The organism is Paenibacillus sp. TY11, from assembly GCF_059772165.1.
This window is the reverse complement of the sequence record NZ_JCBAIQ010000041.1, coordinates 1-22,759: the sequence shown is the minus strand read 5'-3', so window position 1 is coordinate 22,759 and position 22,759 is coordinate 1. Positions and strand designations below refer to the sequence as shown.

Annotated in this window: 21 protein-coding genes and 1 pseudogene; 5 read left to right on the top strand and 17 right to left on the bottom strand. The window is 46.8% G+C overall.

The window, feature by feature from the left end; all coding sequences use genetic code 11:
- A partial coding sequence (locus AC6EJC_RS25955) for a PfkB family carbohydrate kinase (RefSeq protein ID WP_444956400.1) occupies positions 1 to 255 on the top strand: 255 nt, incomplete at its 5' end.
- A 104-nt stretch (positions 256 to 359) separates the two neighbouring features.
- Here AC6EJC_RS25955 and AC6EJC_RS25950 read toward each other — a convergent pair.
- Entirely contained in the window at positions 360 to 794 is a 435-nt protein-coding gene (locus AC6EJC_RS25950; protein ID WP_444956399.1) for an Lrp/AsnC family transcriptional regulator, read from the bottom strand.
- A 160-nt stretch (positions 795 to 954) separates the two neighbouring features.
- On the opposite strand from AC6EJC_RS25950, the gene AC6EJC_RS25945 reads away from it, so the two are divergent.
- Entirely contained in the window at positions 955 to 1,416 is a 462-nt protein-coding gene (locus AC6EJC_RS25945) for a VOC family protein (RefSeq protein ID WP_444956398.1), read from the top strand.
- Positions 1,417 to 1,648: 232 nt separating this feature from the next.
- Here AC6EJC_RS25945 and AC6EJC_RS25940 read toward each other — a convergent pair whose 3' ends face one another.
- Together AC6EJC_RS25940 and mobA are read right to left on the bottom strand one after the other, a co-directional pair.
- Positions 1,649 to 2,263, bottom strand: coding sequence for a LysE/ArgO family amino acid transporter (locus AC6EJC_RS25940; RefSeq protein WP_444956397.1), 615 nt, complete (start codon positions 2,261 to 2,263; stop codon positions 1,649 to 1,651).
- 88 nt (positions 2,264 to 2,351) lie between these two features.
- A complete protein-coding gene (mobA, locus tag AC6EJC_RS25935; RefSeq protein ID WP_444956396.1) occupies positions 2,352 to 3,032 on the bottom strand; it encodes a molybdenum cofactor guanylyltransferase in 681 nt (226 codons plus the stop codon).
- A 195-nt stretch (positions 3,033 to 3,227) separates the two neighbouring features.
- On the opposite strand from mobA, the gene AC6EJC_RS25930 reads away from it, so the two are divergent.
- Positions 3,228 to 4,451, top strand: a complete 1,224-nt coding sequence (locus AC6EJC_RS25930; protein ID WP_444956395.1) for an MFS transporter — start codon at positions 3,228 to 3,230, stop codon at positions 4,449 to 4,451.
- Positions 4,452 to 4,635: 184 nt separating this feature from the next.
- On the opposite strand, the gene AC6EJC_RS25925 is transcribed toward AC6EJC_RS25930, so the two are convergent.
- A complete protein-coding gene (locus AC6EJC_RS25925) occupies positions 4,636 to 6,315 on the bottom strand; it encodes a glutamine--tRNA ligase/YqeY domain fusion protein (protein WP_444956394.1) in 1,680 nt (559 codons plus the stop codon).
- 207 nt (positions 6,316 to 6,522) lie between these two features.
- On the opposite strand from AC6EJC_RS25925, the gene AC6EJC_RS25920 reads away from it, so the two are divergent.
- Together AC6EJC_RS25920 and AC6EJC_RS25915 are read left to right on the top strand one after the other, a co-directional pair.
- Entirely contained in the window at positions 6,523 to 7,248 is a 726-nt protein-coding gene (locus AC6EJC_RS25920) for a copper amine oxidase (protein WP_444956393.1), read from the top strand.
- Positions 7,249 to 7,332: 84 nt separating this feature from the next.
- Entirely contained in the window at positions 7,333 to 7,881 is a 549-nt protein-coding gene (locus AC6EJC_RS25915) for a GNAT family N-acetyltransferase (protein ID WP_307351342.1), read from the top strand.
- Positions 7,882 to 7,982: 101 nt separating this feature from the next.
- On the opposite strand, the gene AC6EJC_RS25910 is transcribed toward AC6EJC_RS25915, so the two are convergent.
- The 13 genes and pseudogenes from AC6EJC_RS25910 to AC6EJC_RS25850 form a co-directional block, all read right to left on the bottom strand.
- Entirely contained in the window at positions 7,983 to 8,477 is a 495-nt protein-coding gene (locus AC6EJC_RS25910) for a GNAT family N-acetyltransferase (RefSeq protein WP_444956392.1), read from the bottom strand.
- 103 nt (positions 8,478 to 8,580) lie between these two features.
- Complete coding sequence (locus AC6EJC_RS25905; protein ID WP_444956391.1) at positions 8,581 to 9,831, bottom strand: MFS transporter; 1,251 nt, start codon at positions 9,829 to 9,831, stop codon at positions 8,581 to 8,583.
- Positions 9,832 to 9,877: 46 nt separating this feature from the next.
- A complete protein-coding gene (locus tag AC6EJC_RS25900) occupies positions 9,878 to 12,010 on the bottom strand; it encodes a molybdopterin-containing oxidoreductase family protein (RefSeq protein ID WP_444956390.1) in 2,133 nt (710 codons plus the stop codon).
- 355 nt (positions 12,011 to 12,365) lie between these two features.
- Entirely contained in the window at positions 12,366 to 13,211 is an 846-nt protein-coding gene (locus AC6EJC_RS25895; protein WP_444956389.1) for a formate/nitrite transporter family protein, read from the bottom strand.
- A 387-nt stretch (positions 13,212 to 13,598) separates the two neighbouring features.
- A complete protein-coding gene (locus AC6EJC_RS25890; protein WP_444956388.1) occupies positions 13,599 to 14,960 on the bottom strand; it encodes an FAD-dependent oxidoreductase in 1,362 nt (453 codons plus the stop codon).
- Positions 14,961 to 15,353: 393 nt separating this feature from the next.
- Positions 15,354 to 15,830: a glutathione peroxidase gene (locus AC6EJC_RS25885; RefSeq protein WP_444956387.1), complete on the bottom strand. Its 477-nt coding sequence runs from the start codon at positions 15,828 to 15,830 to the stop codon at positions 15,354 to 15,356.
- 87 nt (positions 15,831 to 15,917) lie between these two features.
- Positions 15,918 to 16,721 carry a hypothetical protein gene (locus AC6EJC_RS25880; protein ID WP_444956386.1) on the bottom strand — a complete coding sequence of 268 codons (804 nt, stop codon included), beginning with the start codon at positions 16,719 to 16,721 and terminating at the stop codon, positions 15,918 to 15,920.
- Positions 16,722 to 16,733: 12 nt separating this feature from the next.
- Complete coding sequence (locus AC6EJC_RS25875) at positions 16,734 to 17,627, bottom strand: ABC transporter ATP-binding protein (protein WP_444956385.1); 894 nt, start codon at positions 17,625 to 17,627, stop codon at positions 16,734 to 16,736.
- A 231-nt stretch (positions 17,628 to 17,858) separates the two neighbouring features.
- Positions 17,859 to 18,878 (bottom strand): LLM class flavin-dependent oxidoreductase, encoded by a 1,020-nt coding sequence (locus AC6EJC_RS25870; protein ID WP_444956384.1) that lies wholly within the window; start codon positions 18,876 to 18,878, stop codon positions 17,859 to 17,861.
- Positions 18,879 to 18,982: 104 nt separating this feature from the next.
- A complete protein-coding gene (locus tag AC6EJC_RS25865; RefSeq protein ID WP_444956383.1) occupies positions 18,983 to 20,146 on the bottom strand; it encodes an AI-2E family transporter in 1,164 nt (387 codons plus the stop codon).
- Positions 20,147 to 20,296: 150 nt separating this feature from the next.
- The gene (locus tag AC6EJC_RS25860) at positions 20,297 to 21,310 is read right to left on the bottom strand and encodes an LCP family protein (RefSeq protein WP_444956382.1); all 1,014 of its coding nucleotides are present in this window, start codon (positions 21,308 to 21,310) and stop codon (positions 20,297 to 20,299) included.
- Between the two features lie 89 nt (positions 21,311 to 21,399).
- Complete coding sequence (locus tag AC6EJC_RS25855) at positions 21,400 to 22,302, bottom strand: cation diffusion facilitator family transporter (protein WP_444956381.1); 903 nt, start codon at positions 22,300 to 22,302, stop codon at positions 21,400 to 21,402.
- Positions 22,303 to 22,507: 205 nt separating this feature from the next.
- Positions 22,508 to 22,759, bottom strand: a pseudogene (locus AC6EJC_RS25850) (DEAD/DEAH box helicase); the annotation flags it as partial.

Genomic DNA, 22,759 nt, shown 5'->3' with positions numbered 1-22,759 from the left:
GGGGCGCTGGCGGTGACGCGCGATGCGCGCTACCGCGTGATCCTGCCCGACGCAGACATTGTCAGCGCGCTCGGCAGCGGTGACGCCATGATCGCCGGGCTGGTCACCGGCGCGGCAGCGGGGCTGGATCTCCCTGCCATGCTACGGCAGGGAGCGGCCTGCGGCACAGCGGCAGCTCTGCACGCCATGGCCGGGAAGATCGAGCTCCAGGACGTGAAGCGTCTGGAGCAGGGTATTACGGTGACGCTGTTGTAATTCAGCGTCACTTTTTTTATTTCATCCAAGCATTCGCTTATCTTCATTTCACAAATACAGTTATTCCGAATGCTCTATATTCCAAATGTGGGTTTTCGAGTTGCTTACAGCAAAACCCTGTTTTCCAGTATATTTTTCATACAAATATGCGACTTCGAAGGCCCCAGCTTAACTAATGAATCCTGAAGCTCTGCAATTTCCTCTACCGACGCGGTTTGTACCTTAATGAGATAATTAAATTCCCCACTGATGCGAAATAAATCGGTGACTTCCTTCGCCTCTCTACAAAATTCAACCAACTCTTGGCAATGTTCTGTCTTTATTAGAATAAACGTAGTCGTCCCTCGATTCAGTTCCCGTAAATTAAATACAGTACTATATCCCGAAATAATCCCTCGTTCTTCAAGCTTGGTTATCCTTTCTTTAACAGACGGCTGTGACATCGAGATTTCTTTACTGATTTGGGAAATAGTTATCCGAGCGTCACGCTGTAGCAATTTCATGATTTTGTGATCTATATCGTCAATGTGATGCTGCATATCGAGCCCCTCCTAACCTGAATTTAAAAAAATAATATTTTTCACCCAAATTAACTTTTTTTCAATAATTAATATAGTATAAAAACCTTACTTTAAATATATAAGCACCACATCATTATTCATATAATAAGGCTTACTCACATATAAAGGAGGATCTGAAATGAGTGTAAAGGGACTAGCGCATGTTGCCATACAAACTCGTGACTATCAGGCAACTATTGCATTTTATACCAAGGTATTGGGATTTAAAAGAGGACATCACTGGAGTCTTCCGTCTTTTCGAATTCAAGAGGCTTCCATGCTGATCTCACCCGATCAGAGAACCTGTCTCGAAATTTTTGATAACGATGCTGTCATTCCGGCCCAAGGAAAAAAAGCTGCATCCGAGCAAGATATTGCTCATGGAGCTCTATTACATTTGGCATTTTACGTAGACAATGTGGATGAAGTATATCAAAAGGCCCTTGCCCACGGAGCAAGAACCTTTGTGGAACCCAATCAGCTTACACTTGGCGAACCCCCTTTAGTTGTAACAAATGCATTAGTCCACAGCCCCAATGGTGAGGTTATCGAATTTATCGAGGATGTTGATTTTGATATGTCCCTATCGAGCAAAAAGTAATCCACGCAGCTATTAAAAAGATCCACTTCCCGGTGAAGTAGGATCTTTTTATGTTCCATCCATCTCTGTCTTTATCCCTATGGAAGAATTAAACTATTTCTAAAAAAGTCCGATATATTGATTACCGCGTTGGTGCAGGCTGTCTGGCCTTTATGCTATTTTTGATCGGTGTTCCCTTTGCTTTGAGCGGAGTATTCGCTTTATTGAAGTTTTTCTTCTAACAAGGTTTGGATCACATACCCGTAATAAAATTTTTCGCCATATAAATAGCCAGGCCTAAAATAATCAGTGCCGATATTTTGTTAAGCACAGTACCAAACTTTCCTTCTGAATCCATACGTCCTACGAGACGCCCCGCCGTTGCCAAGCCGATAAACCATATCCACGATACTGACACGGCGGCCAGGCCGAAAGCCCATCGTTCCCCGCCGTCATATTGAAGCGAGCTGGTTCCAATTACACCAACAGTGTCGAGTATGGCATGTGGATTCAATAGCGATACCGAAGCGGCAAAAACCATCTGGCGTTTCGGCAGCATCGCCTGGCTTTCTCCTGAGGAAGCTGCCTTTGATCTCCATAGAGTCCAGGCCATATACAGCAGAAACAAACAACCCGCCGCATAGAGCACATTCGTGAGCCATAGAAATTGCTGCAAAACAAGAGATACGCCCCCAACCGCAAGCGTGATCAGGATTGTGTCACAGACACCCGCCGTAACGACAGCAGGCAGTGCATTGCGAAACCGTGACTGGGACGCCCCCTGATTAAACACAAATACATTCTGTACCCCCAAAGGCAAAATCAACCCCATCGCCAATAAAATGGCATGGATAATAGCTTCCAGCATGTTATGTACTCCCCCCGAAATCATTCCATCATATTTTCTCTGGTATTTTCTCTCCTAAACAGTTCTCGAACGGGAAGCTTGTACGTTCCTAATCCTCCCGTATTTCCTTTACGTTCTTCACGTTCTGCGTGTTCTGCTGTACGCTACGCTTCAACTGCTCTATAGCAAGCTGGTAGTCCTGCGGATTGTTCATGTTGAACGCGGCCTTATGCCACATGTCTTCACTCACCCCCGGCAAATCCTCTACCGTCGCATAACGAACGTTCAGCTTGTCCAACCAATCGGTGAGGCGAAGGCGTTTACTGCGCAAACATTCCTCGACAGACGGCAGCACACTCCGATGGTACACAGCCAGCAATGGGTGTATACGTCCATCCACAGAAGAGATTACTGCTTGCAATCCTGGTTCCGTCGTTCCTTGCAACTCCGCCCATTTCTCAGTTACGGCGAGCAGGTCATGCAGCACCTCTGGCTGTACAAAAGGCATATCACAGGCGACAACCATTCCCCACTCCGTAGTAGATGCAGATAATCCTGCATGGATGCCGCTCAAGGGCCCCATACCCGGATAAACATCAGGCACAATTTCCATACCACTCAGGCCATATCCTTGGCTGTCACGAGTGACGACAATAACCCGCTCGGTCACCTGCTCTAAAGCGGCAACCGTCCGTTCAAGCACAGTAGCTCCCTCAATCTCTAGCAGAGCCTTATCCTGTCCCATTCGGCTGGAACGTCCTCCTGCGACGATAATACCAGTTACCTTCACGAATAAATCCTCCTTTTTTTCTGAAAACCATTACAAATATGCATATGAATTTTTGAACAAAATTTAATATTACATAATTGTTAATTTATTGGTTTGTTAACCCTTTCAACACATGATACATTGGAATAAAGAACCGTCCCACAGATCGACATCGATGCGTAGTTCTCTATCGGGCTAAGAAAGGAATGGCTTGTCTTGCAAAAGAGAGAAACTCAAGAGACTCCTCTATATTCCTTAAAACTGTATAATTTTTTTCTATATGGAGCCATGGTCATTTTCTCCAGCTTCTTCCCGTTGTATCTGCAAGATATCGGCATGGACAAGCTGGAAATCGGGAGTCTGATGGCCATTGGACCTTTTGTATCCGTATTCGCAAACCCTTTTTGGGGCTATACAAGTGACCGGAGCCGTAACCTCAGGCGTATTCTGCTATTTATGATTATAGGCACCTTGTTATTGCTACAAGCTTTATTTCATGTCCATACGTATGTCATGATTTATGTGTCGATGATTGGTTTTTATTTTTTTCAAAGCCCATTATTCGCCCAAAGCAACAGCCTAATTCTCAGCTATATTGAGGGCACGGACCGGAAATTTGGTTCATTCCGCATATGGGGCTCCTTCGGCTGGGCTGTGACTGCGGCAGTTGCCGGCATAGTTGTTGACCAAACGGGGATACCCAGTATATCCACCATCTTTACGATACTTCTTCTGGCTGCATTGATCTGCACCTTGACAATTCCACCACTGAAAAGCACTGTGGAGACGGCAACCATTCATTTGCGTGGCTTTGGCAGTGTTTTAATGAACGGATACTTTATATCCTTTATTTTATTGGGCATCCTTGTATCCATCCCGAATTCGATCAACAGCGCCTTTATGTCCCTGTACATCACCGAACTGGGTGGGTCCAAACAGATGCTTGGTTTTGCTGTTTTTATGTCATCGGTATTCGAAATTATTGTCTTTTTGCTGTTTGATCGCTTCTTAAAGAAAAAAATGACCGTGATGGTCGGCTGTTTGGCTCTCGTCAGTGTGCTGTTTGCCTTACGTTGGGAACTGATGGCCCTGGCCACAGACCCGATTCAGATCGTGTTCATTCAGGCCCTTCATTGCATCACCTTCGGTGGATATTTCTATGTAGGCACCCAGCTGACCGTCCTGTTCACTCCTGCAGCTTACCGTTCATCCGGACAGGCCGTATATACCTTGACCTGGAGTGGTATATCCGGTATCGTAGCAGGTTTTGCGGGAGGTTGGCTATTCCAGAACTTCGGCGGTGAAATGATGTACCATGCAGGAGTCTTCTTCGCCCTGCTTGGTTCAGCGGGATTTGCTATCATGTGGTATATGCTGTACAAAAACGGTTATCAGCCAGGACATACCGGCGAGCACACACGAATAGAAGAAGCCCCTTAAACAACAACAGAGGAATGGGATATGCCTCTTCCCTCTGGCTTGTTAGCAACGACAATAGAGTATCGTCAAGTCAATGATCATGTATAAAGAGCGAGTGTGCGTAAAATAAAGGAGTCTGCCGACGGCAGACTCCTTTTCAATTTGGTCGCACGAAGCTACTCTCTATCCCACTCTTTCCAACAATCTATTGCTTAGGCAATTGGAAAGAGCTTTTCAGCGATACAACACGGTTAAACACAGGCTCACCTGGCTTGGAAAGCTTCGGATCGACACTGAAATAACCATGACGGAAAAATTGGAACTTATCCTGCGATTGAGCTTCTTTCATGTTCGGCTCCACATAGCCATGAGCAATTTCCAAAGAGTTCGGATTCAATTGGTCAAGGAATGTTTTTTCCGATGCATCCTCTTCAATCTCTTCCGTATCCTCTGCGTTAATCAAAGGCTCATACAAACGGAATTCGGCAGGAACAGCCTGAGTAGCCTCTACCCAGTGGATTGTGCCTTTCACTTTACGTCCAGTAAAGCCTGATCCGCTCTTGGTTTCTACATCATAGGTACAGTGAATTTCCGTTACATTTCCGTCTGCATCCTTAATCACATCGTTGCATTTAATGAAGTAAGCATGCTTGAGACGTACCTCATTACCAGGGAACAAACGGAAGTATTTGCTCGGCGGATTTTCCATGAAGTCCTCACGCTCGATATAAATTTCACGGGAAAACGGAATTTGACGTGTACCGAGTTCCGGATTTTCTGTATTGTTTTCCGCTTCCAGCATTTCAACTTGTCCTTCAGGATAGTTTGTGATAACCACCTTCAACGGATCTATGACTGCCATGGTGCGTGGTGCCTTAAGCTTCAAATCCTCACGTACAAAATGCTCCAGCACTTGCAAATCAATGACTCCGTAGGCTTTGGAAATGCCTGTCTCATACACGAAGCTGCGGATGGCCTCCGGCGTATAGCCGCGACGACGTAAACCGGATATCGTCGGCATACGCGGATCATCCCAACCATCTACATGCTTTTCATCGACCAGAAGCTTGAGCTTACGTTTGCTGGTTACCGTTTGAGCTAGGTTCAGCCGTCCAAATTCGTATTGGTGCGGTACCTTTTCCATCTCACATTCAGCTACAACCCAATCGTACAGCGGGCGCTGATCTTCGAACTCCAGCGAACAGAGCGAGTGCGTTACGCCCTCAATCGCATCTTCCAGCGGATGAGCATAGGAGTACATTGGATAGATGCACCATGTGTCGCCTGTATTGTGATGTGCTGTGTGTGAAATGCGGTAAATAACCGGATCACGTAAATTAATGTTTCCCGAAGCCATATCAATCTTGGCACGCAGTACCTTTTCACCATTTTGATATTTGCCTGCACGCATCTCTTCAAACAGCTTGAGGTTCTCTTCCACGCTGCGATCGCGATAAGGACTATTTTGTCCCGGTTCAGTCAGTGTGCCACGAGTTTCGCGGATTTGGTCCGCGCTTTGGTCATCCACGTAGGCCTTACCCTTCTGAATCAGCAGGATGGCACGCTTGTACATTTCTTCAAAATAATTGGAGGCAAAATGTTTTTCCTCCCATTCATAACCGAGCCACTTCACGTCCTCCTGAATGGAGTTCACATATTCCGTGTCTTCCTTCGCCGGATTGGTGTCGTCAAAACGCAGGTTCGTGCGTCCTCCGAATTCATCTCCCAACGAGAAATTGATCCAGATAGCTTTGGCATGTCCAATATGCAAATATCCGTTTGGTTCAGGCGGAAATCGTGTAACAACCTCCTTGACCTTACCCGTACGTAAATCCTCTTCAATAACATTTTTAATAAAATTGGGGGGAGTGATCGGCTTCTCCACGCTAATCAACCTTTCTTCCGTATAATCTGTGTAAAACCTGTTCCCTTAAATATACCCTTTCACACCGCATAACTCAATAAAATGAAAATCCTTATGCTCTCTTCAGCAAAAAAAGTAACAAGTTATGAAAAAGAGTTAACATTTTCGGCAAATAAATTCGTTATAGTGTATATATCTTTTATTTTGCCCGGAAAAGGAGACCCACCCGTGTTTAAGCTGCTCATTGTGATCCTGCTGTCTATGCTTTTGTCCTCTTCCGTCATGACTTCCGGTCATCCTTCACCAAGCCCGGTGACCGAACCCGTACTATCTCATCCGCTAGCCAGCGCCCCAGAAGACTCATCCGTCCATTTATATGCCGTGAATCCGTCCCAGGGATTATTCCACTCAGCCGTGCTGGAAATCGGCCAGCAGCGCCGCACATTCCGATGGTCGGGCTCGGCAGATATCTCCACCGCACCACGGTTATATTACAGGGATGTAAACGGGGATGGTGTCCGTGAAGCCGTCGTGATCCTCACGCTTGCCTCGGGAACGGGTGTCGAATTGCAGGAGCTGCATATTGTTAATGCACAGACGATGGAAGAATATGCGGTCGAATCGGCAACAGATGCTGTGTCCCAGCGCGTACACAGCTCAGTGGAGCTACGTGACCACAACCGCCAGGTGCATATTGCTGTCACGATTGACGGTGCTACACACACGATGGACCCTAAAGCATCAGTATTTTACGATGATCCAGCCCAATTTACAAAGCATCTCGATTTTAGTTCCGTCGTAATGTATGATGCCGAACAGTCCCCTCTGCAAGCCACTGTATCCGGCAGTGTATCGCCAAGCGAATTTGTAGGGGATTTGGATCTGAAATATGTATACGAGCATGAGCGGTTCCGGGTGGGACCTATAGAATTTGAAGCTTCTTCTTCCTTTTGACGACTCTCGCAGAATAAGGTAGCATGGGATTAAATGCTAGACTGGCTGGTTTAGCGATTTTCCGAGTGAAAGAGGGGATCAATCATGTTTACATATGCGTTGGACGAACGCACAGTCCTTCGGCCGCTCACCAAGGAGCATGTGCAGCCTCTGTTTGAGCTGATCGAAATGTCCCGTGATCGCCTGCGTCAATGGCTTCCATGGGTAGACTCCACCACGGAAATCAGCCACACAGAGCAGTTCGTGCAGGGCGCCTTGAAACAAGCCGCAGAAAACGGTAGCCTGACCGCCGGAATTTGGATAGACAACGAGCTTGCTGGCATTATCAGCTACCATGAGATCAATTGGACTCACCGTTCGGTTAGCATCGGATACTGGCTTGGACACGGATACGAAGGACAAGGTCTCATGACCAGTGCCTGCCGCGTATTCGTTGAATATGCTTTGATGGAGCTGGACTTGCATCGGGTCGAAATCCGTTGCGCAACTACGAACCGCCGCAGCCGCGGTATTCCGGAACGTCTGGGCTTTGTGCTCGAAGGCATTGTACGCGAAGCGGAATTGCTGCCCGAAGGCTACATGAACCACGCAGTGTATGGTATGCTCCAAAATGAATGGAAGCAACTTCGGTAACATTGTACTGTACAACAACGCCGCAGACCTGATCAGGTCTGCGGCGTTGTTTGTTATGAGCCGGACATTAAAACCGAATGTTGCTGTCTGTAGCCTCCGGCCTATTTTAAGAAATAGGCCATTAACACATCATCCACGAATTGACCTGCTATATAAAACTCCTCATGCAAACGTCCTTCAATCGTGAAACCGCATTTTTCATAAAACATAAGGGCTTCCGTATTACACGAGAGTACCCGCAAACTTAATTTGCGTATGCCCTCGGCAGCCGCAATGTCCTTCATGGAGTTCATGAGCGCCGTCCCAATACCTTTACGATGATAGGCTGGATGTACAGCTATATTTATTTCCAATACATGACAATTACTAGCCAATAGCGTTGGAGGACGAAATCCAATATACCCGCAGAGCACTTCCTGTTCGATGGCGACCAATTGGGAGCCCGGAGGCGTATTGCGTAAAAACTCTCCGCGCGACTTCCATGACAGCGAAGCGGGAGCCGTACGTTCATTCCATACCAATTCGTCCAGCGCAATCAGATCAGGAGCATCCTTCATCTCCGAATGACGTATCGTCAAGGGTTGACTTGTAAACAATTCCTTTCAATCCTTCCTGTGAAGGCTTTCCTGATGCAATAACTGCAGCCATCCATCACTATTGTACCATAATCATAGCTCATTACTGAACTTTTATTAGGACTTAAGAACTGGAAGCGTCCGCCTTGGAAGTAGTAGCATCAAAAGTATCCAAAATATGCCGGGAACGATTCAACCAGCTATGCAGGATGAAAAACAGGATCGACAACACCGCTACGCCCGATGCCAGCCAAAGTGTGGGCGGTAACCCACCGCCATCATACAACTTCCCCATAATATAAGGTCCCATTACCCGTCCGGCTGCGCCAATGCCCCCCACAAGTCCAATGTAAAAGGGTGCACCCCGACCTCCATGATCAGACAGGAATGCGGGAACCGCAGGTGCAATCAGCATTTCTCCCAGGGTCGCCAGTACCATGGCGAATATCATCCCCGTATAGTTCTGTGTACCCAGGATGACGATATAAGCCGCCAAATAAAATCCTCCGGCCCATGTCATTTGCGCTGAAGCATGATGGGCATACAGCCGTTTTATCCAAAAAATAATGGGTTGTGCAGCAAAAATAAGAATACCATTCAGCGTCCATAGTAACCCATACATCGTTTTAGGCAAGCCCTGCTCAATAATATAGGGGGATACACCCGTATTCCAGATTGAATTGCCAAACCATAAAAAAAGCGAGCCTAACCCCACGAAGAGATACAGCCTGATATCACGAAACAGCAACCGAGCTGGTATTTCTTCTCTTTTCTTCACAGACTTGCTGAGTTGAACTTCCCCCTCTTCCCGATCCACCCTGCTCAGATAAGACCAAAAGAATCCGGCAAATACCGCAGAAGTCACCCCGTTCATCACAAAGCTGAGCTGATAGGAGAGGTCCGCCAGAACGCCGCTCAATCCCGTTCCCAATGCCACCCCAATATTATTGGCGACATAAATAATATTGAACAGCTCGCCACGGCGATCAGCGAAGCGAAAGCCTACAAAGGCCTGAATCGCAGGCACAGATACCACATTAAAAAAGCCGATAAAGCCCATCATGATGACAAATGCTACCCAATGACCACTGGTAAATGGAAGCGTGAGAAGTCCCAATGCGTTCATGGCCAGTGAGCCGACAATCAGTTTCTTGGCTCCAATACGGTGATAAAGGGCTCCTCCCAGCACCTGACCAAAAATTCCGCCCAGAGACTGCACTAAAATCGCAATCCCCGCATCTTCCATACTACGGTTCAGCTCGTCAAATACGTACATGCTAACCAACGGCCACATCAGGGAACTTCCGGCGGAATTAATCAGGCTGGCAACGAGAAACACCTTTACTTCTTTCGGATAAGACTCCAACCATTTCATATCTTTTGTTTCTCCTTTTGCATCTGACGCCATAAAAGGCATAAGCTCATTGGCGCTTCACATTCACCACCGTTGAGAAGAAAGTAGCCCCCTGTCCCATATCCGACAGCCGATCAGAGGTTAACGCATTGGCACGCTGTCTGCGCCCCTTACCTTCCCACCATAACCCTTGGCTAATCACTGTACCGGGCAGCATCAGATCGGTGACTTTGGCTTTCAGCTCATACGTCCCACGATCATTCCATACGGTAACCGGATCCCCATCCGCGATGTCCCTTGTCTGTGCATCCTCCGGATGAATTTGTAGCAAGGGCTCCCGCTCCAGTCGCTGATGCTTGGGCAAATTAGCGAAAGTAGAATTCAGAAAATTATGGTTAGGCGGTGAAATAAACATCAATGGAAACCGCTCGTCCGCTTGCGGTCGATGTTCTCCGTCATACCCTTCGATTAGCGGCACATATGAAGGCATCGCGGGCAGACCTGCTTGTTTCATTTTTTTCGAATATAACTCAATCTTGCCTGAAGGCGTGGTTAGACGATCCAGATAAGTAGCCTTTGGCGTCATATCGAGCTTTACAAAAGGTGACTCTTTCAAGGCTTCCAAGGTCACACCGTTGAGATAAGGATTCGTTGGATTATCAAGCGCGCCCACGATCATGTCCTCTTCACTTTCCGTAAATGCAGCTTCGTCAAAGCCCATAGCCCGTCCGAGCAGGCTAAACAGCTCATAATTGCTTTTGCTTTCTCCGAGCGGAGCAATGACGGGTTCCTGCATCTGGATATAGTGGTGCCAGTAGGATTTGTATAGGTCTGTACCTTCAAAGGAAGACGCTGCAGGCAGCACAATATCCGCATAACGGGCCGTATCGGTAAGGAACAGGTCATGAACGACCGTGAATAGATCCTCTCGTTCAAACCCCTCAGTCACCCGTTCCGTATCCGGTGCTACAACCACCGGGTTACTACAATATACGAATAACGCCTTAATCGGCTGTTCCTTCTGTAGCAGCGCTTCTCCGATCCGGTTCATGTTGATCACCCGGGCATCCGGGTTCTGTCGCAGATCAGGACGCGCCAGATGGGCACCGTTAATTTTGGCGTAAGCGCCATTGGAGCGCGACGCTCCCCCACCGTGCTTCAGCCATTGTCCAGTGAGCGCGGGCAAGCATGTAACCGCGCGTACGTTCATACCGCCATTATCATGATGCTGAAGCCCATTACCGATATTGATATACGCCGCTCTTGCCTTTCCGTACATTTCCGCCAAACGGATAATATCCGCTTCCGGCACGCCAGTAATCCGCGAAACCCGCTCTGGTGTATACGACTTAACATGCTCGCGTAGTTCCTCATGACCTACCGTGTAGCGACGTAAAAATTCGTCGTCCGTCAGTCCCTGATCGAACAGCACATTCATAACACCCAGCGCGAGCGCCGTATCCGTCCCCGGATATAACGGAATGAACCAATCCGCCCATTGCGCCGTCCGGTTGCGATGAACGTCAATAACAACCACCTTAGCACCTTTTTTACGTGCCTTCTCAGCCAATACTACCTGATGCATGTTGGTGCTGATGACATTTCCGCCCCACACAATAATGAGGTCTGCATTCTCTGTGTCCTCCGGGCTGGTGCCGCCCTTAAAACCCATAACGGATGCCCAGCCTTCATTCCCGGCCACGCTGCAAATCGTCTGATCCAGTTGGCTTGAACCCAGTGCATTGAAAAATCGGCGATCCATCCCATCCACACTCAACACGCCCATATTGCCATAAAAGCTGTAGGGGAGAATGGATTCCGGTCCGTCCGTACGCATCAGCTCCTTGAACCGACCTGTAATGGTATCGACCGCCTCTTCCCAGCTAATTCGTTCAAACTTCCCTTCCCCTTTAGGGCCTACACGCTTCAACGGATAGAGCACCCGATCAGGATCATATACCCGCTCCGTCATATTGCGAACTTTATTGCAAATAGCCCCTTTGGTAATGGGATGATCCGGGTTCCCAGTCACCTTGACAATCTTTCCATTTTCCTTGTGAAGGAAGAGCCCACACGTATCCGGGCAATCTAACGGGCATACAGCCGGAAAAATACCGTTCTTCTGCTCCGTCATCCGCTGTCCTCTTTGTAAGTTTTGTTGAAGCGTGGCCTCAGGAGGCGCGCTATTGCGATGATCCATTTGTTGATGCTCCTTTCCGTTACCGTTTCCAAAAATTACACTGCTCTTATCATATCCACAGCTATAGCCTATGGCAAGAGAAGGATTTCCCCACACAGCCGCTCTCCAAAATATTAAAAAAATCCGTCTGCTGCATAGAGCAAAACGGATTTTAAGAATCATAATTTTTTTTTTATAATTCTGTTTCATCATTTCTTACCGAGGGTAAAAGAGATCAAGGCATTATGGACGAGAGCACACTCATCCTCCATGCCAAATCATGGACCACTCCCAAAAAATCCGCCATGACAGGTTTCGTTCCCCCGGGCCTGTCATGGCGGATTTGCTTTGTTCATTTCTGCTCAAAGTTACGTCATTAAGCATGATCACTTAACGGTTTTGATGCAACCGAAGAAGTGGTTTGAGATTCATTCACTGGATGTGCGTTGGTTTGAGGCTTTTTTAAATAGGCCAACCAGTAGGCTCCAGCCACAAACAGGCTTCCTCCTACCAAATTCCCTAGCCAAACCGGAATGAAGTTCATAACATATTCTGCCCATGTAAAATGGCCTGCAAAAATAGCCGCCGGAATGAGAAACATATTGGCTACAACGTGCTGAAATCCTATAGCGACAAAGGCCATAGTCGGGAACCAAATCCCCATAATTTTGCCGCCGATGGAGTCTGTGCTATATGCCAACCATACAGCCAGTGCTACGAGCCAGTTACATCCTATACCCGATATAAACGACTGCAAAAAGCTTTCATGCAGCTTATGTCCTGCCATATCCACCACTTTATCCAGGTAAGGACCCGTTTCTGTCAAACCCAGCACATGCCCAAAGAAAAATGCAACAAATAACGCACCTGCAAAATTACTGAGCGTAATAATCGCCAAATTACGAAGCATGGCCCCCGTCTTAATCCGTCCTGCCCATCTCGCCAAAGGGACAGCCATCATATTGCCGGTCAACAATTCTCCGCCAGCAATTAAAACTAATACCAGGCCTACAGGGAACACGGCAGCTCCAATAAAGGTAGCAATGCTTCCCCATTCTTTAGGCGCACTTGCAATAACACGTATATCCAGCAAAAACCCGAGTGCAATAAATGCACCTGCCAAAAATCCCAATACTACCGCCACAGTCCACGGGTTGTTTGCCTTGGCCACTCCTGTTTCTACCGTCTTTTCGGCAATTTGCCCCGGTTTATAGCTCGCCATATATCCCCGCTCCTTTAATATCTTTTCACTAAAATATTCTTCTTTCATATTTTATTTAAAATCAGTGATTTTGTTTGTGAAAAAAATCACTTTCTTGAGTATTAAAAAAACAGCCCTTGGATCAAGGACTGTCTTTCTGTATTATTACATTTACTGCGCTACTACACGCTTTACATTTAATTGTATTCTTCCTTTTCAACTGCTCTCAAGAACCAAATAACTCCGCCCATACCACTTGCTGCGACCACTACAAGAAAAAGGATATAAAACAAATCCATAAGCTACTTACCCCCTAATCCTTATGCTACTCTATATTGTACTATAAGGATTCGTCCGTACGTCTCAGATTGTTGACAAACTTATGAACAATGTCACAGACAAATCTAATTATACAGTAACTGGGTTCCGTTCGGATATTGTAGGCAATGCTTGTAAACCTGCTGCATTCAGGAAATTCCAAGGCTTGTTATAATGCGGCTGGAAGAAGAAATCGACAAAGGCCAACTGGTCAATGGTCATATGATTTTGAATGGCTACGGATAGTGTGTTAATGGATTGCGTCAAATCCACTTTCGACATAATTTGAGCCCCCAAAATTCTTCGTGTCTCCTGCTCATATACCACTTTCAGTAATACCTTTTCGGAGGTTGGCATAAATTCAGGCCGGTAGCTGTCCTCAATGGTTACAGCTTCTACAGTCATGCCTTCGTCCGTTGCTGCCGCTTCCGTCATGCCTGTTCCTGCGATATTGTCTTCGTAAATTTTGATACCCGAAGTTCCTTGTGTTCCCATGTAGGCAATGGTCGGTTGTACCAGATTACGTGCCACCAGCGTACCCATACGAACCGCGTTGGTCGCCAATGGGATATAAGCCATTTTGCCTGTCGGATTATAGCGAATTGCACAACTGTCGCCTGCTGCAAACACGTCCGGGCAGCTACTTTGCATATAATTGTCCACAATGATCGCACCGTTAGGCAACATATCTACCTGGCCTTTGAGTAGATCCGTTTGAGGACGGAAACCGATACAGAGAATAACAAGCTCTGTTTCATATTCTCCTTTGGAGGTCACGACTTTATTCACCTTACCGTTCGTACCCTCAAAACGACTCACCGTCTCGCCAAGCACCAGCTTAATACCATGATCCTTCAGGGAATTTTCAATCCGGTCTGTATACTCATGGTCCAAATACTTATTCAATATACGATCAGCACTGTCGATCAGCGTTACGTTTTTACCGTTCATTTGGAAAGCCTCTACCAGTTCAACACCGATGTATCCAGCTCCGACGACTGTAATGTTCTGTACGTGCTTGGCTTTCTCAATGATATCATTCGAATGATTATAGTTTTTACAGAGCAAAATATGATCAAGTTCAATGCCTTCCAGCTTCGGAATAATTGGCCACGATCCCGTGGTCACAATCAATTTATCAAATGTGTCCGTAAATTCTTCACCTGTTTGGAGATTACGTGCATGCAGCGTCTTGCCTGCGGTATCCACACTCGTTACCTCATGAAGCATCTTGGTCACTACACCCAGGTCAGACAGTTGATCCGGGGACGAATAAAACAATCCGTGCGGATCCTTGACGACACCACCTACGTACAGCGCAATACCACAAGATAAAAACGAAATATTGTCATTACGCTCGTAAACGGTAATTTCGGCATCTGGATAACATTTAGCTGTGTTGACGATAGCTGCCGTGCCTGCGTGTGTACATCCGATAACTGCTACTTTCATGTTGAATTCCTCCTTGGTGTGTGGGCATAAAATGTATAATAATTGTGAATAGTTTCACGTAAACAACTTGCCACTACTTGTGATTTATTTCACTTCATGCGCTTATTATAATGTGATATTTTTCACATTACAATAGCTTTTTATGATATTCACAATTTGTCCACATTTAAAAAAGAAAGGATATACGAGATCAGCCGTTTGCTGAAATGTCTCTTTGCTCCATTCAGTTTTCCCTGTATGCCCCTTGATTATGCCCTTGGAACAGACTTTCACATGATGCGATGACCATTAGGCGAATGCGTATGTAGAGAACAAAAAAAGGGTCGGTTTCCCGGAAACATGCCGGAAATCAGACCCTTTTTAAACATATACTTTGGAATTAAAGCGAAGCTATTATAGCAATTGCTCAATGGCTGCTTTCATCGCTTCCGGTGACTCCTTAGGCTCAAAACGACCCACAGGCACACCTTCACGATTCACAATAAATTTCGTGAAATTCCACTGAATTGTACCATCTTCCTGTTCTCCAGGTTGCTGCTTCTTCAAATATTCAAACAGAGGCGCTGTATCCGGTCCGTTGACATCCACTTTGGCGAATACCGGGAAATTAACCCCGTAATTCAGTTGGCAAAATTCAGCCGCTTCCTCGCTGCTGCCCGGCTCCTGACCGCCAAATTGGTTGCAAGGAAAGCCTAATACAACTAATCCCCGATCCTTATATTCGTCATAAAGCTTTTGCAAATCCCCATATTGCGGGGTAAGTCCGCATTTACTGGCGGTATTCGCAATAACCAGCACCTTACCGGTGTAAGTATCCAGAGAAACCTCCTGATTCGCTGGTGTTACGGCATTATGTGAATAGACAGACATACAGCATCCTCCTTCGTATCGCTTGGTTTAGGTTTCATAACCTATTTTACCCATAACGCGACGGACATGCCAACCTTCACAGATACTTTACCATGATGCCACCACTTCGAGTCTGCGTTCTTCACGTTCGGAAGCGGACATTCTTGGGCAAGCATAACAATAACGCTGGCCTCCACCTGTTTTGTAATATTGGCAACAGGACGGTTTCATGTAAGTATTTTCACCAGGGCGGTAAGGATTGTCCAGTTCAACGAGACGAACCGTAAACGGGTTTCTTTTACGCCCGAATACCTCTCCCTCCAGCTCACGCGTCACATAAACATAATCTTGTTCAAAGCGCTCTACATCCTGAGGATCAGTCAACGATGGCAGTACTCTGTCCTTAAAATACAGCAAAGTCAACGGAAACTGTCCCCACATTTGTCCAATAGATGCGCTTCCCACTGCAGCCATCGCCTCCAATATCGGCCGCATCTGCAAGCTGTAAAAGTCACGGAATACTTGCTGAGCCTGTTCGGCAGAATGGTGGTCCCCATTGTCCCGCGTATTGTCCAGCTCCGTTTGATCGATGACTTGGAGGCTAATAGAAGGATATTGGCCTTGATAACAAATATGAAATCTGAGATTAGAAACGGACAGATCCAAACGGCGTTCACACAGAGACACCATAAAATGCTGCGCAAACACGAGGCCACGCAACTGGTTCACAAAATAAACAGCTGCGGTCAAATCGTCTTCAGCACGCAGAAGATCGCCATAGTACTCCATCACAGAGCGGATCTCCTCTGGTTCAAGCCATTCTGCCACTGGTCCGGAATATACTGCATCCTCCGGCGTGACTCTAACTATTTTCGCTAATTGCTGAAGCTGATCATAATCCAGTGGTCTCATGGTGTGTCCCCTTTAACCTCTTGCCGCTACTTGTGGTCTAGCATCACGTCGCTCGGCAACAGAACCCACGGGTTGCTTCTCTTCCACGTTCATTCCCTTTACTGCCTGGCTTACCGCAGGCTGTCCAGCCAAAGCATACGGAAGACAGAGCGGTACACCCGTACGAGGATCTGTTACAATATCCGCCTCAATCCCGAACACCTCACGCAGCACATCAGGAGACATAACCTCATTTGGGGTTCCTACCGCCTCAGCCTTCCCTTTTTTGATCGCAATCATATGCTGAGCGTACCGGGCCGCATGGTTCAAATCATGCACGACCATAACAATGGTGCGTTCCGCCGAAGTATTCAGATACTCTAGCAAATGCAGCACTTCCAGTTGATGTGCCATATCTAAAAATGTAGTCGGCTCATCCAGAAACAAAATATCCGTATCCTGCGCAAGCGCCATAGCAATCCAGGCACGCTGACGCTGACCACCAGAAAGCTGATCAATCGGACGATCGTGGAACTCGCTCATTCCTGTTACTTGAATTGCCCACTCTACCATTTTGCGATCTTCCGCTTTCATGGAGCCAAAACCTTTTTGATAGGGAAAACGTCCGTAAGATATCAGTTCCGTCACGGTCAATCCTTCCGGTGCAGTCGGATTTTGTGGCAAAATAGCCAACTGCTTAGCTACTTCCCGGGTGGATTGCTTATGAATGGATTTACCGTCAAGCAGAACACTGCCGCCTTTAGGATTCATGATGCGAGCCATCGTCTTCAGAATGGTGGACTTACCGGAGCCATTTGCGCCCACCAATGCTGTGATTTTCCCTTGCGGTATTTCAACGTTCAGATCTTCTACAATCAATCGATCTTCATAAGCAATATCCAGATTTGCCGTTTTCAGACGAAACATTTGGAATCATCCCTTTCCCTTATCCAATATATATAGTCACGGGCTTAACGCACGACTTTCATCAAAACTTCATTCTATCTTTATATAATAAAGATATTGATAATCATTATCAAGTGTTAACTGGCATATTCCCTCTATCCTACAATGTATATCATCAAATATTCCCTCAAAAATTCAAAAAAAGATCACAGCTCCTCAAAGCTGTGATCTTCTGAATCCCGGCAAATCCCATTAAGACTGTACAGAAGACAGCCCAAATGCTTCAGCCATGAGACGTATAGATTTCATTTTGGCATCAAAGTCGTGAATAATGCTCGCAACCATGATCTCCTGTGCATTATAGTCCTTACATAATTGCTCAATCTGACACTTTACCTGTTCGGGCGAACCGACCACCATACGCTTGCGATTCTCACGAATCCGCATCCGGTCATATGGCGTATACGGATACGCCAGTGCCTTTTCGACGGAAGGTGTTCCAGCTGAGCGCATTCCCTGCTCTAATAGTACAAGAGACAAGTCCATGCTGGAAGCCAACCGATTCGCCTCCTCTTCGGTATCCGCACAGATAGCAAATACGGCTACAAGCGAACGCGGTTGGTCACTATGCTGGGAAGGCTGGAAGCTTTCCTGATATCCCTTCATAGCGCCTGTGCCGCCTTCACCGTTAATGAACTGCGCGAACGCAAAGCCCACGCCACGCTCGGCGGCCAGACCTGCGCTATCACCGCTGGAGCCAAGCAGCCACATTTCCGGTACAGTTTCTACGAGCGGCATCGCCTGTAGCGAACCGAAGCGATGCCCGTTGCCTGTGCTGTCATGCAAATAAGCTAGCAGGTCATCCAACTGCTCAGGGTACAGATCAATGCCACCCCGCATTTTGCCTTCTTGCAGGGCTCTGGTCGCAATCGGCATCCCTCCGGGCGCTCGTCCCAGACCCAAATCAATGCGTCCCGGATACAATCCCTCCAGCACGCGGAAGTTTTCCGCTACTTTATAAGCGCTATAATGGGGCAGCATCACACCACCCGACCCCACTCGAATGGTTGAGGTCCGGGCGGCCAGGTGTGAAATCAGTACCTCCGGACTGGAGCCTGCAAGATTCGAGGCAGAATGGTGCTCTGATACCCAAAAGCGATGATAACCCAAGCGTTCCGCCTCTATAGCAAGCTCAGCGGTCTTTTGTAATGCTTGCGCATGCGTCATGCCTTCCGATACCGGAGATTGGTCAAGAATGCTGAGTTTTATCATAAAAGTCTGACCTTTCTGTTTTGGAATAAGAATAGACATTAATTATAGCGCGCGAAGCCACAGTTACCCAAGAGAGGCCCACATAGATTCTATAGTGGAAAAGTTTATTTTTCGTAAAGACTTGTGTTCACTTTATCCGCCTCATAGAGATGCGAACGCTTTTTAAAGAAACTGTACAGATGTGTAACGATTACTTTCAGGACAGCATACCCTGGAACCGCCAGTACAATTCCCACCACACCAAACAAATTGCCTGCGGTCAGAATAACGAAGATAATCGTGATCGGATGTACCCGAAGAGATTTGCCCATAATTTGTGGAGAAATGAATTTACCCTCAATGAGCTGTACGACTGTCCACACGATAACCATCTTGAGCAGCATAATCGGTGAGGTGACCAAGGCTACAATTAACGCAGGTGTAATGGCAATGACGGGACCTAAGTAGGGGACAACGCTCGTAAAGGATGCAATGACTGCAAGCGTCAGAGAGTAGTCCAGTCCAATGATTAGGTAACCAATATACAACAGTGCCCCAATACAGAAGCTGACAATAATCTGCCCACGAATATAGGAACTGACCTGATGGTTCATCTCGGTCATAATGCGATCTGTTTCTTTACGAAACATAGGCGGGAGCATTTTCAGGATAAACTGTGGCAGTTTGTGTCCATCTTTTAGCAAGTAGAACAGAATAAATGGAACCGTGGCAATCGCAAGTACCGTTTCTGTAACCACGCCCAAAAGGCTTCCCACACCCGTCCATGCATTATTAATAAAGCTAGATAACTTCTCAGAAGCTTTGGAGGCCAGTTCAGATGGATTAATTTGAATTGTGTTCTGGAACTGATTCACAAAATCGCTGCCGATCAGTTTCTCGAATTGTCGTTGTACTTGTTCGCTATATGCAGGCACATTTTGGATAAGCCCCTGTATTTGATCGCGGATTACAGGTACCACCGATGTAATCACAATAGCAATAACCCCTATAATGAGCAAAAACAGTACAATAATGGAGTATATTCGTTTCACCTTATTGCGCTCCAGTACATCAACCAATGGATTGAGCAGATAGTACAAGACGCCGGATAAAATGACAGGGAGAATTATCGTTTTCAGCAGCACGATGACAGGAGTGAATATATATGAAATTTTGGTAAGCACCAAGATATTCAAGCCGATCAGCAGCAGTATCAGCAGGAATAACACAAACTTGTTGTTCAGAAAAAACTTCTTAAATCGGTCTTTCCATGCTGGAGTTATTTCCACATGACATTCCCCTTCTCTTTAGACAAATGAGTATACAGTCTTCATAGTTACGATATATTTTTGGAACAAAATATACAAGGTTATACCCAAATAAACATAAAAGCAAACAAAGTTGTACGTCATCGTACGAACTTCGCTTGCTTTGGATTGTTATGGAGTATCATTTGTCTTGGTGGCAGCATCCACCGTCGTGGTCACAGGTTTGTTTTCTTGTTCAAAAAGATTCTGTATGAATCCCTTGAGCTTTCTTTCGTCCACACCCAACACCTGCGCACCCTTGATGTTTTCCCCGCGCACCAGTTCATTCGGCGGGATTTGCTGCTTTGCTACTGTTTTTGCATCAATATTAAAACCCAATGAAGCCAGTTGCAGCATTTCCGTTGTACTCAGATTCGTTTCTATATAAGGAGAAATGCTATTTAAAATACTCGGCAGTTTGATTAGAGACGAGGTTGACTGAATTTTACCACCCAGTTCGGTAATGAATTTGCGCTGTCGCTCCGTACGCGTAAAATCGGAAGTCGCATCATGGCGGAAACGCACATATTGTAAGGCTGTTTTGCCGTCCATATGCTGCATTCCCTTTTTCAAATCAATATCAAACTGGTGTTTGTCCGCTTTGGAAGTATAATGCATATCTTTTTCGACATCCAGGTCAATACCACCCACAGAATCAACCAACGCAATAAAGCCATTAAAATCAGTATATACATAATATTGAATCGGTATCCCCAGCAGATCGCTCACGGTCTGTCTGGTCAAATCCGGTCCACCGTAAGAAAAAGCAGCATTCAATCGACTTTGCCCATGACCTGGGATATTGACGTACGTATCACGAAGAATCGACATAAGTGTAGCCTTTTTCGTAACCGGATCAATAGAGGCAACCATAACAGAGTCTGAACGCCCTGAATCCTCTCCACGGGAATCGCCGCCTAGCAGCAGAATATTCACTCTTTCTGTCCCATCCCATTCCGGTGGGAGCGATACCTCTACAGGTTGTACATTTGTTTGGGTTTGTGTTTGCGGTTTAAATTTCGAATCCTGTCCGGAAGCAACCGAAATTTGATTCGTAAAATGATATATAGAATAAGTATAATATCCGCCCACTAAAAGAACCGCCGCAGTCACAGAAATGCCTAGCCATTTTAAAAATTTTCGCATTTTCGGGTAACCTCGCTTTTATTCATCATCGTTCGGCTTTTAAAAGCATACCCTTCCTGCAAGTTATCTGTCAATTCGTGTCGTCTGTTCTAGTGGTCGTCCGCATACCATGGATTCAAATGGACAAGCACCTCATAAACCCGCGGTTCCCGCTTCATGACAGCCCCCTTGATCAGCCGAATAATATCGTGTCCCTGCTGAATCGTCAAAGAGGCATCCACTGAGGCGCGAATATCCACGATAATATAATGGCCGTGCTCCCGGGCACGGATACGGTCAATACGCTGAACCTCGGCTACACTTAGTGCGGCTGCGGCGTAGCTTTCAATTTCCTCAGTTGCAATTGCCTTCTCCATGAGCACATCTATGGATTCACGGCCCATTTCCCACGCCAATTTCAAAACGAGCAATGCTACTACGAACCCCGCAATTGGATCGCCGTAAGATAAGATCGGAATACTCCAGTGCTCCCCGATCAGCCCCAAGCCGATACCCAACACAGCAGCCCCGGAGGCGTACACATCAGCCAGATGATCTTTTGCCGTCGCAATAAGACCCTGACTATTGGTCGCTCTCCCGATACGAATCGTGTAGATATATAGCCACTGCTTCCAGAGCAAGGAAATAATGGCCGCCACCAATGCTAATATATGCTCCTGTGGCATCGGATCGAACAGTGCTGCAATGGAATGATAGCCGATAAATATGCCCGCTCCGAACAATATGACCGCCACCACACTTGCACCGATCACTTCTGCCTTGCCGTGACCATAAGGATGATCCTCATCCGGCGGTTGGCTGGATATACGCATCGCTCCCAGTGCCGTTGCAGAGGCAATTACGTCCCCGGCGTTATGCACACCATCGGCCACCAGCACCTTGCTGTTGAACATGAGTCCTGTAATAATCTTAATGCCGGTTAATAGGATGTTGCTAATCAGGCTGATCCATGCTGAGACCATGGCGCGCTTGCCCATATCCTGTTCCTGCATGATGTATAACCCCTCCAAATTTATCTTTTGAAAAATGTACCTACACGCTAATCGGTTATTTCAAGGCATCTCCGTTGCTCATTATCTTATGATGCTGCTCTTTCAGCGGCATGGATAAAGATTACAATAGCCCCGGAAGATGAGCCTCCCCGGGGCTATTGTAATAACCATAGTGGAGCATTCTATGAGAATACTCCTATCTTATCTATCTGGACCGTCCGCGACGGCCTCCTTGTCCTTGACCACCACGCGGGCTGCCTTTGGCTTGTCCACCGCGACCACCTTGGCCTCCGCGTGCAGAACCGCCACTGCTGCGGTCGTATCCACCACGTCCGCTGCTTTGCCCTGCGGAGCGGCCTTGACCTCCGCGCGCGGAACCGCCGCTGCTGCGGTCATATCCGCCGCGTTCACTGCTTTGCCCTGCGGAGCGGCCTTGGCCTCCGCGTGCGGAACCGCC

What these genes read in the sequence shown, in the direction of transcription:
- AC6EJC_RS25880 (WP_444956386.1), bottom strand. Translation starts at nt 16,721, where the DNA reads ATGAGACCACTGGATTATGATCAGCTTCAGCAATTAGCGAAAATAGTT.
- AC6EJC_RS25885 (WP_444956387.1), bottom strand. Translation starts at nt 15,830, where the DNA reads ATGTCTGTCTATTCACATAATGCCGTAACACCAGCGAATCAGGAGGTT.
- AC6EJC_RS25890 (WP_444956388.1), bottom strand. Translation starts at nt 14,960, where the DNA reads ATGAAAGTAGCAGTTATCGGATGTACACACGCAGGCACGGCAGCTATC.
- AC6EJC_RS25860 (WP_444956382.1), bottom strand. Translation starts at nt 21,310, where the DNA reads ATGCGAAAATTTTTAAAATGGCTAGGCATTTCTGTGACTGCGGCGGTT.
- AC6EJC_RS25870 (WP_444956384.1), bottom strand. Translation starts at nt 18,878, where the DNA reads ATGATAAAACTCAGCATTCTTGACCAATCTCCGGTATCGGAAGGCATG.
- AC6EJC_RS25895 (WP_444956389.1), bottom strand. Translation starts at nt 13,211, where the DNA reads ATGGCGAGCTATAAACCGGGGCAAATTGCCGAAAAGACGGTAGAAACA.
- AC6EJC_RS25855 (WP_444956381.1), bottom strand. Translation starts at nt 22,302, where the DNA reads ATGCAGGAACAGGATATGGGCAAGCGCGCCATGGTCTCAGCATGGATC.
- AC6EJC_RS25950 (WP_444956399.1), bottom strand. Translation starts at nt 794, where the DNA reads ATGCAGCATCACATTGACGATATAGATCACAAAATCATGAAATTGCTA.
- AC6EJC_RS25940 (WP_444956397.1), bottom strand. Translation starts at nt 2,263, where the DNA reads ATGCTGGAAGCTATTATCCATGCCATTTTATTGGCGATGGGGTTGATT.
- AC6EJC_RS25915 (WP_307351342.1), top strand. Translation starts at nt 7,333, where the DNA reads ATGTTTACATATGCGTTGGACGAACGCACAGTCCTTCGGCCGCTCACC.
- AC6EJC_RS25900 (WP_444956390.1), bottom strand. Translation starts at nt 12,010, where the DNA reads ATGGATCATCGCAATAGCGCGCCTCCTGAGGCCACGCTTCAACAAAAC.
- AC6EJC_RS25945 (WP_444956398.1), top strand. Translation starts at nt 955, where the DNA reads ATGAGTGTAAAGGGACTAGCGCATGTTGCCATACAAACTCGTGACTAT.
- AC6EJC_RS25875 (WP_444956385.1), bottom strand. Translation starts at nt 17,627, where the DNA reads ATGTTTCGTCTGAAAACGGCAAATCTGGATATTGCTTATGAAGATCGA.
- AC6EJC_RS25905 (WP_444956391.1), bottom strand. Translation starts at nt 9,831, where the DNA reads ATGAAATGGTTGGAGTCTTATCCGAAAGAAGTAAAGGTGTTTCTCGTT.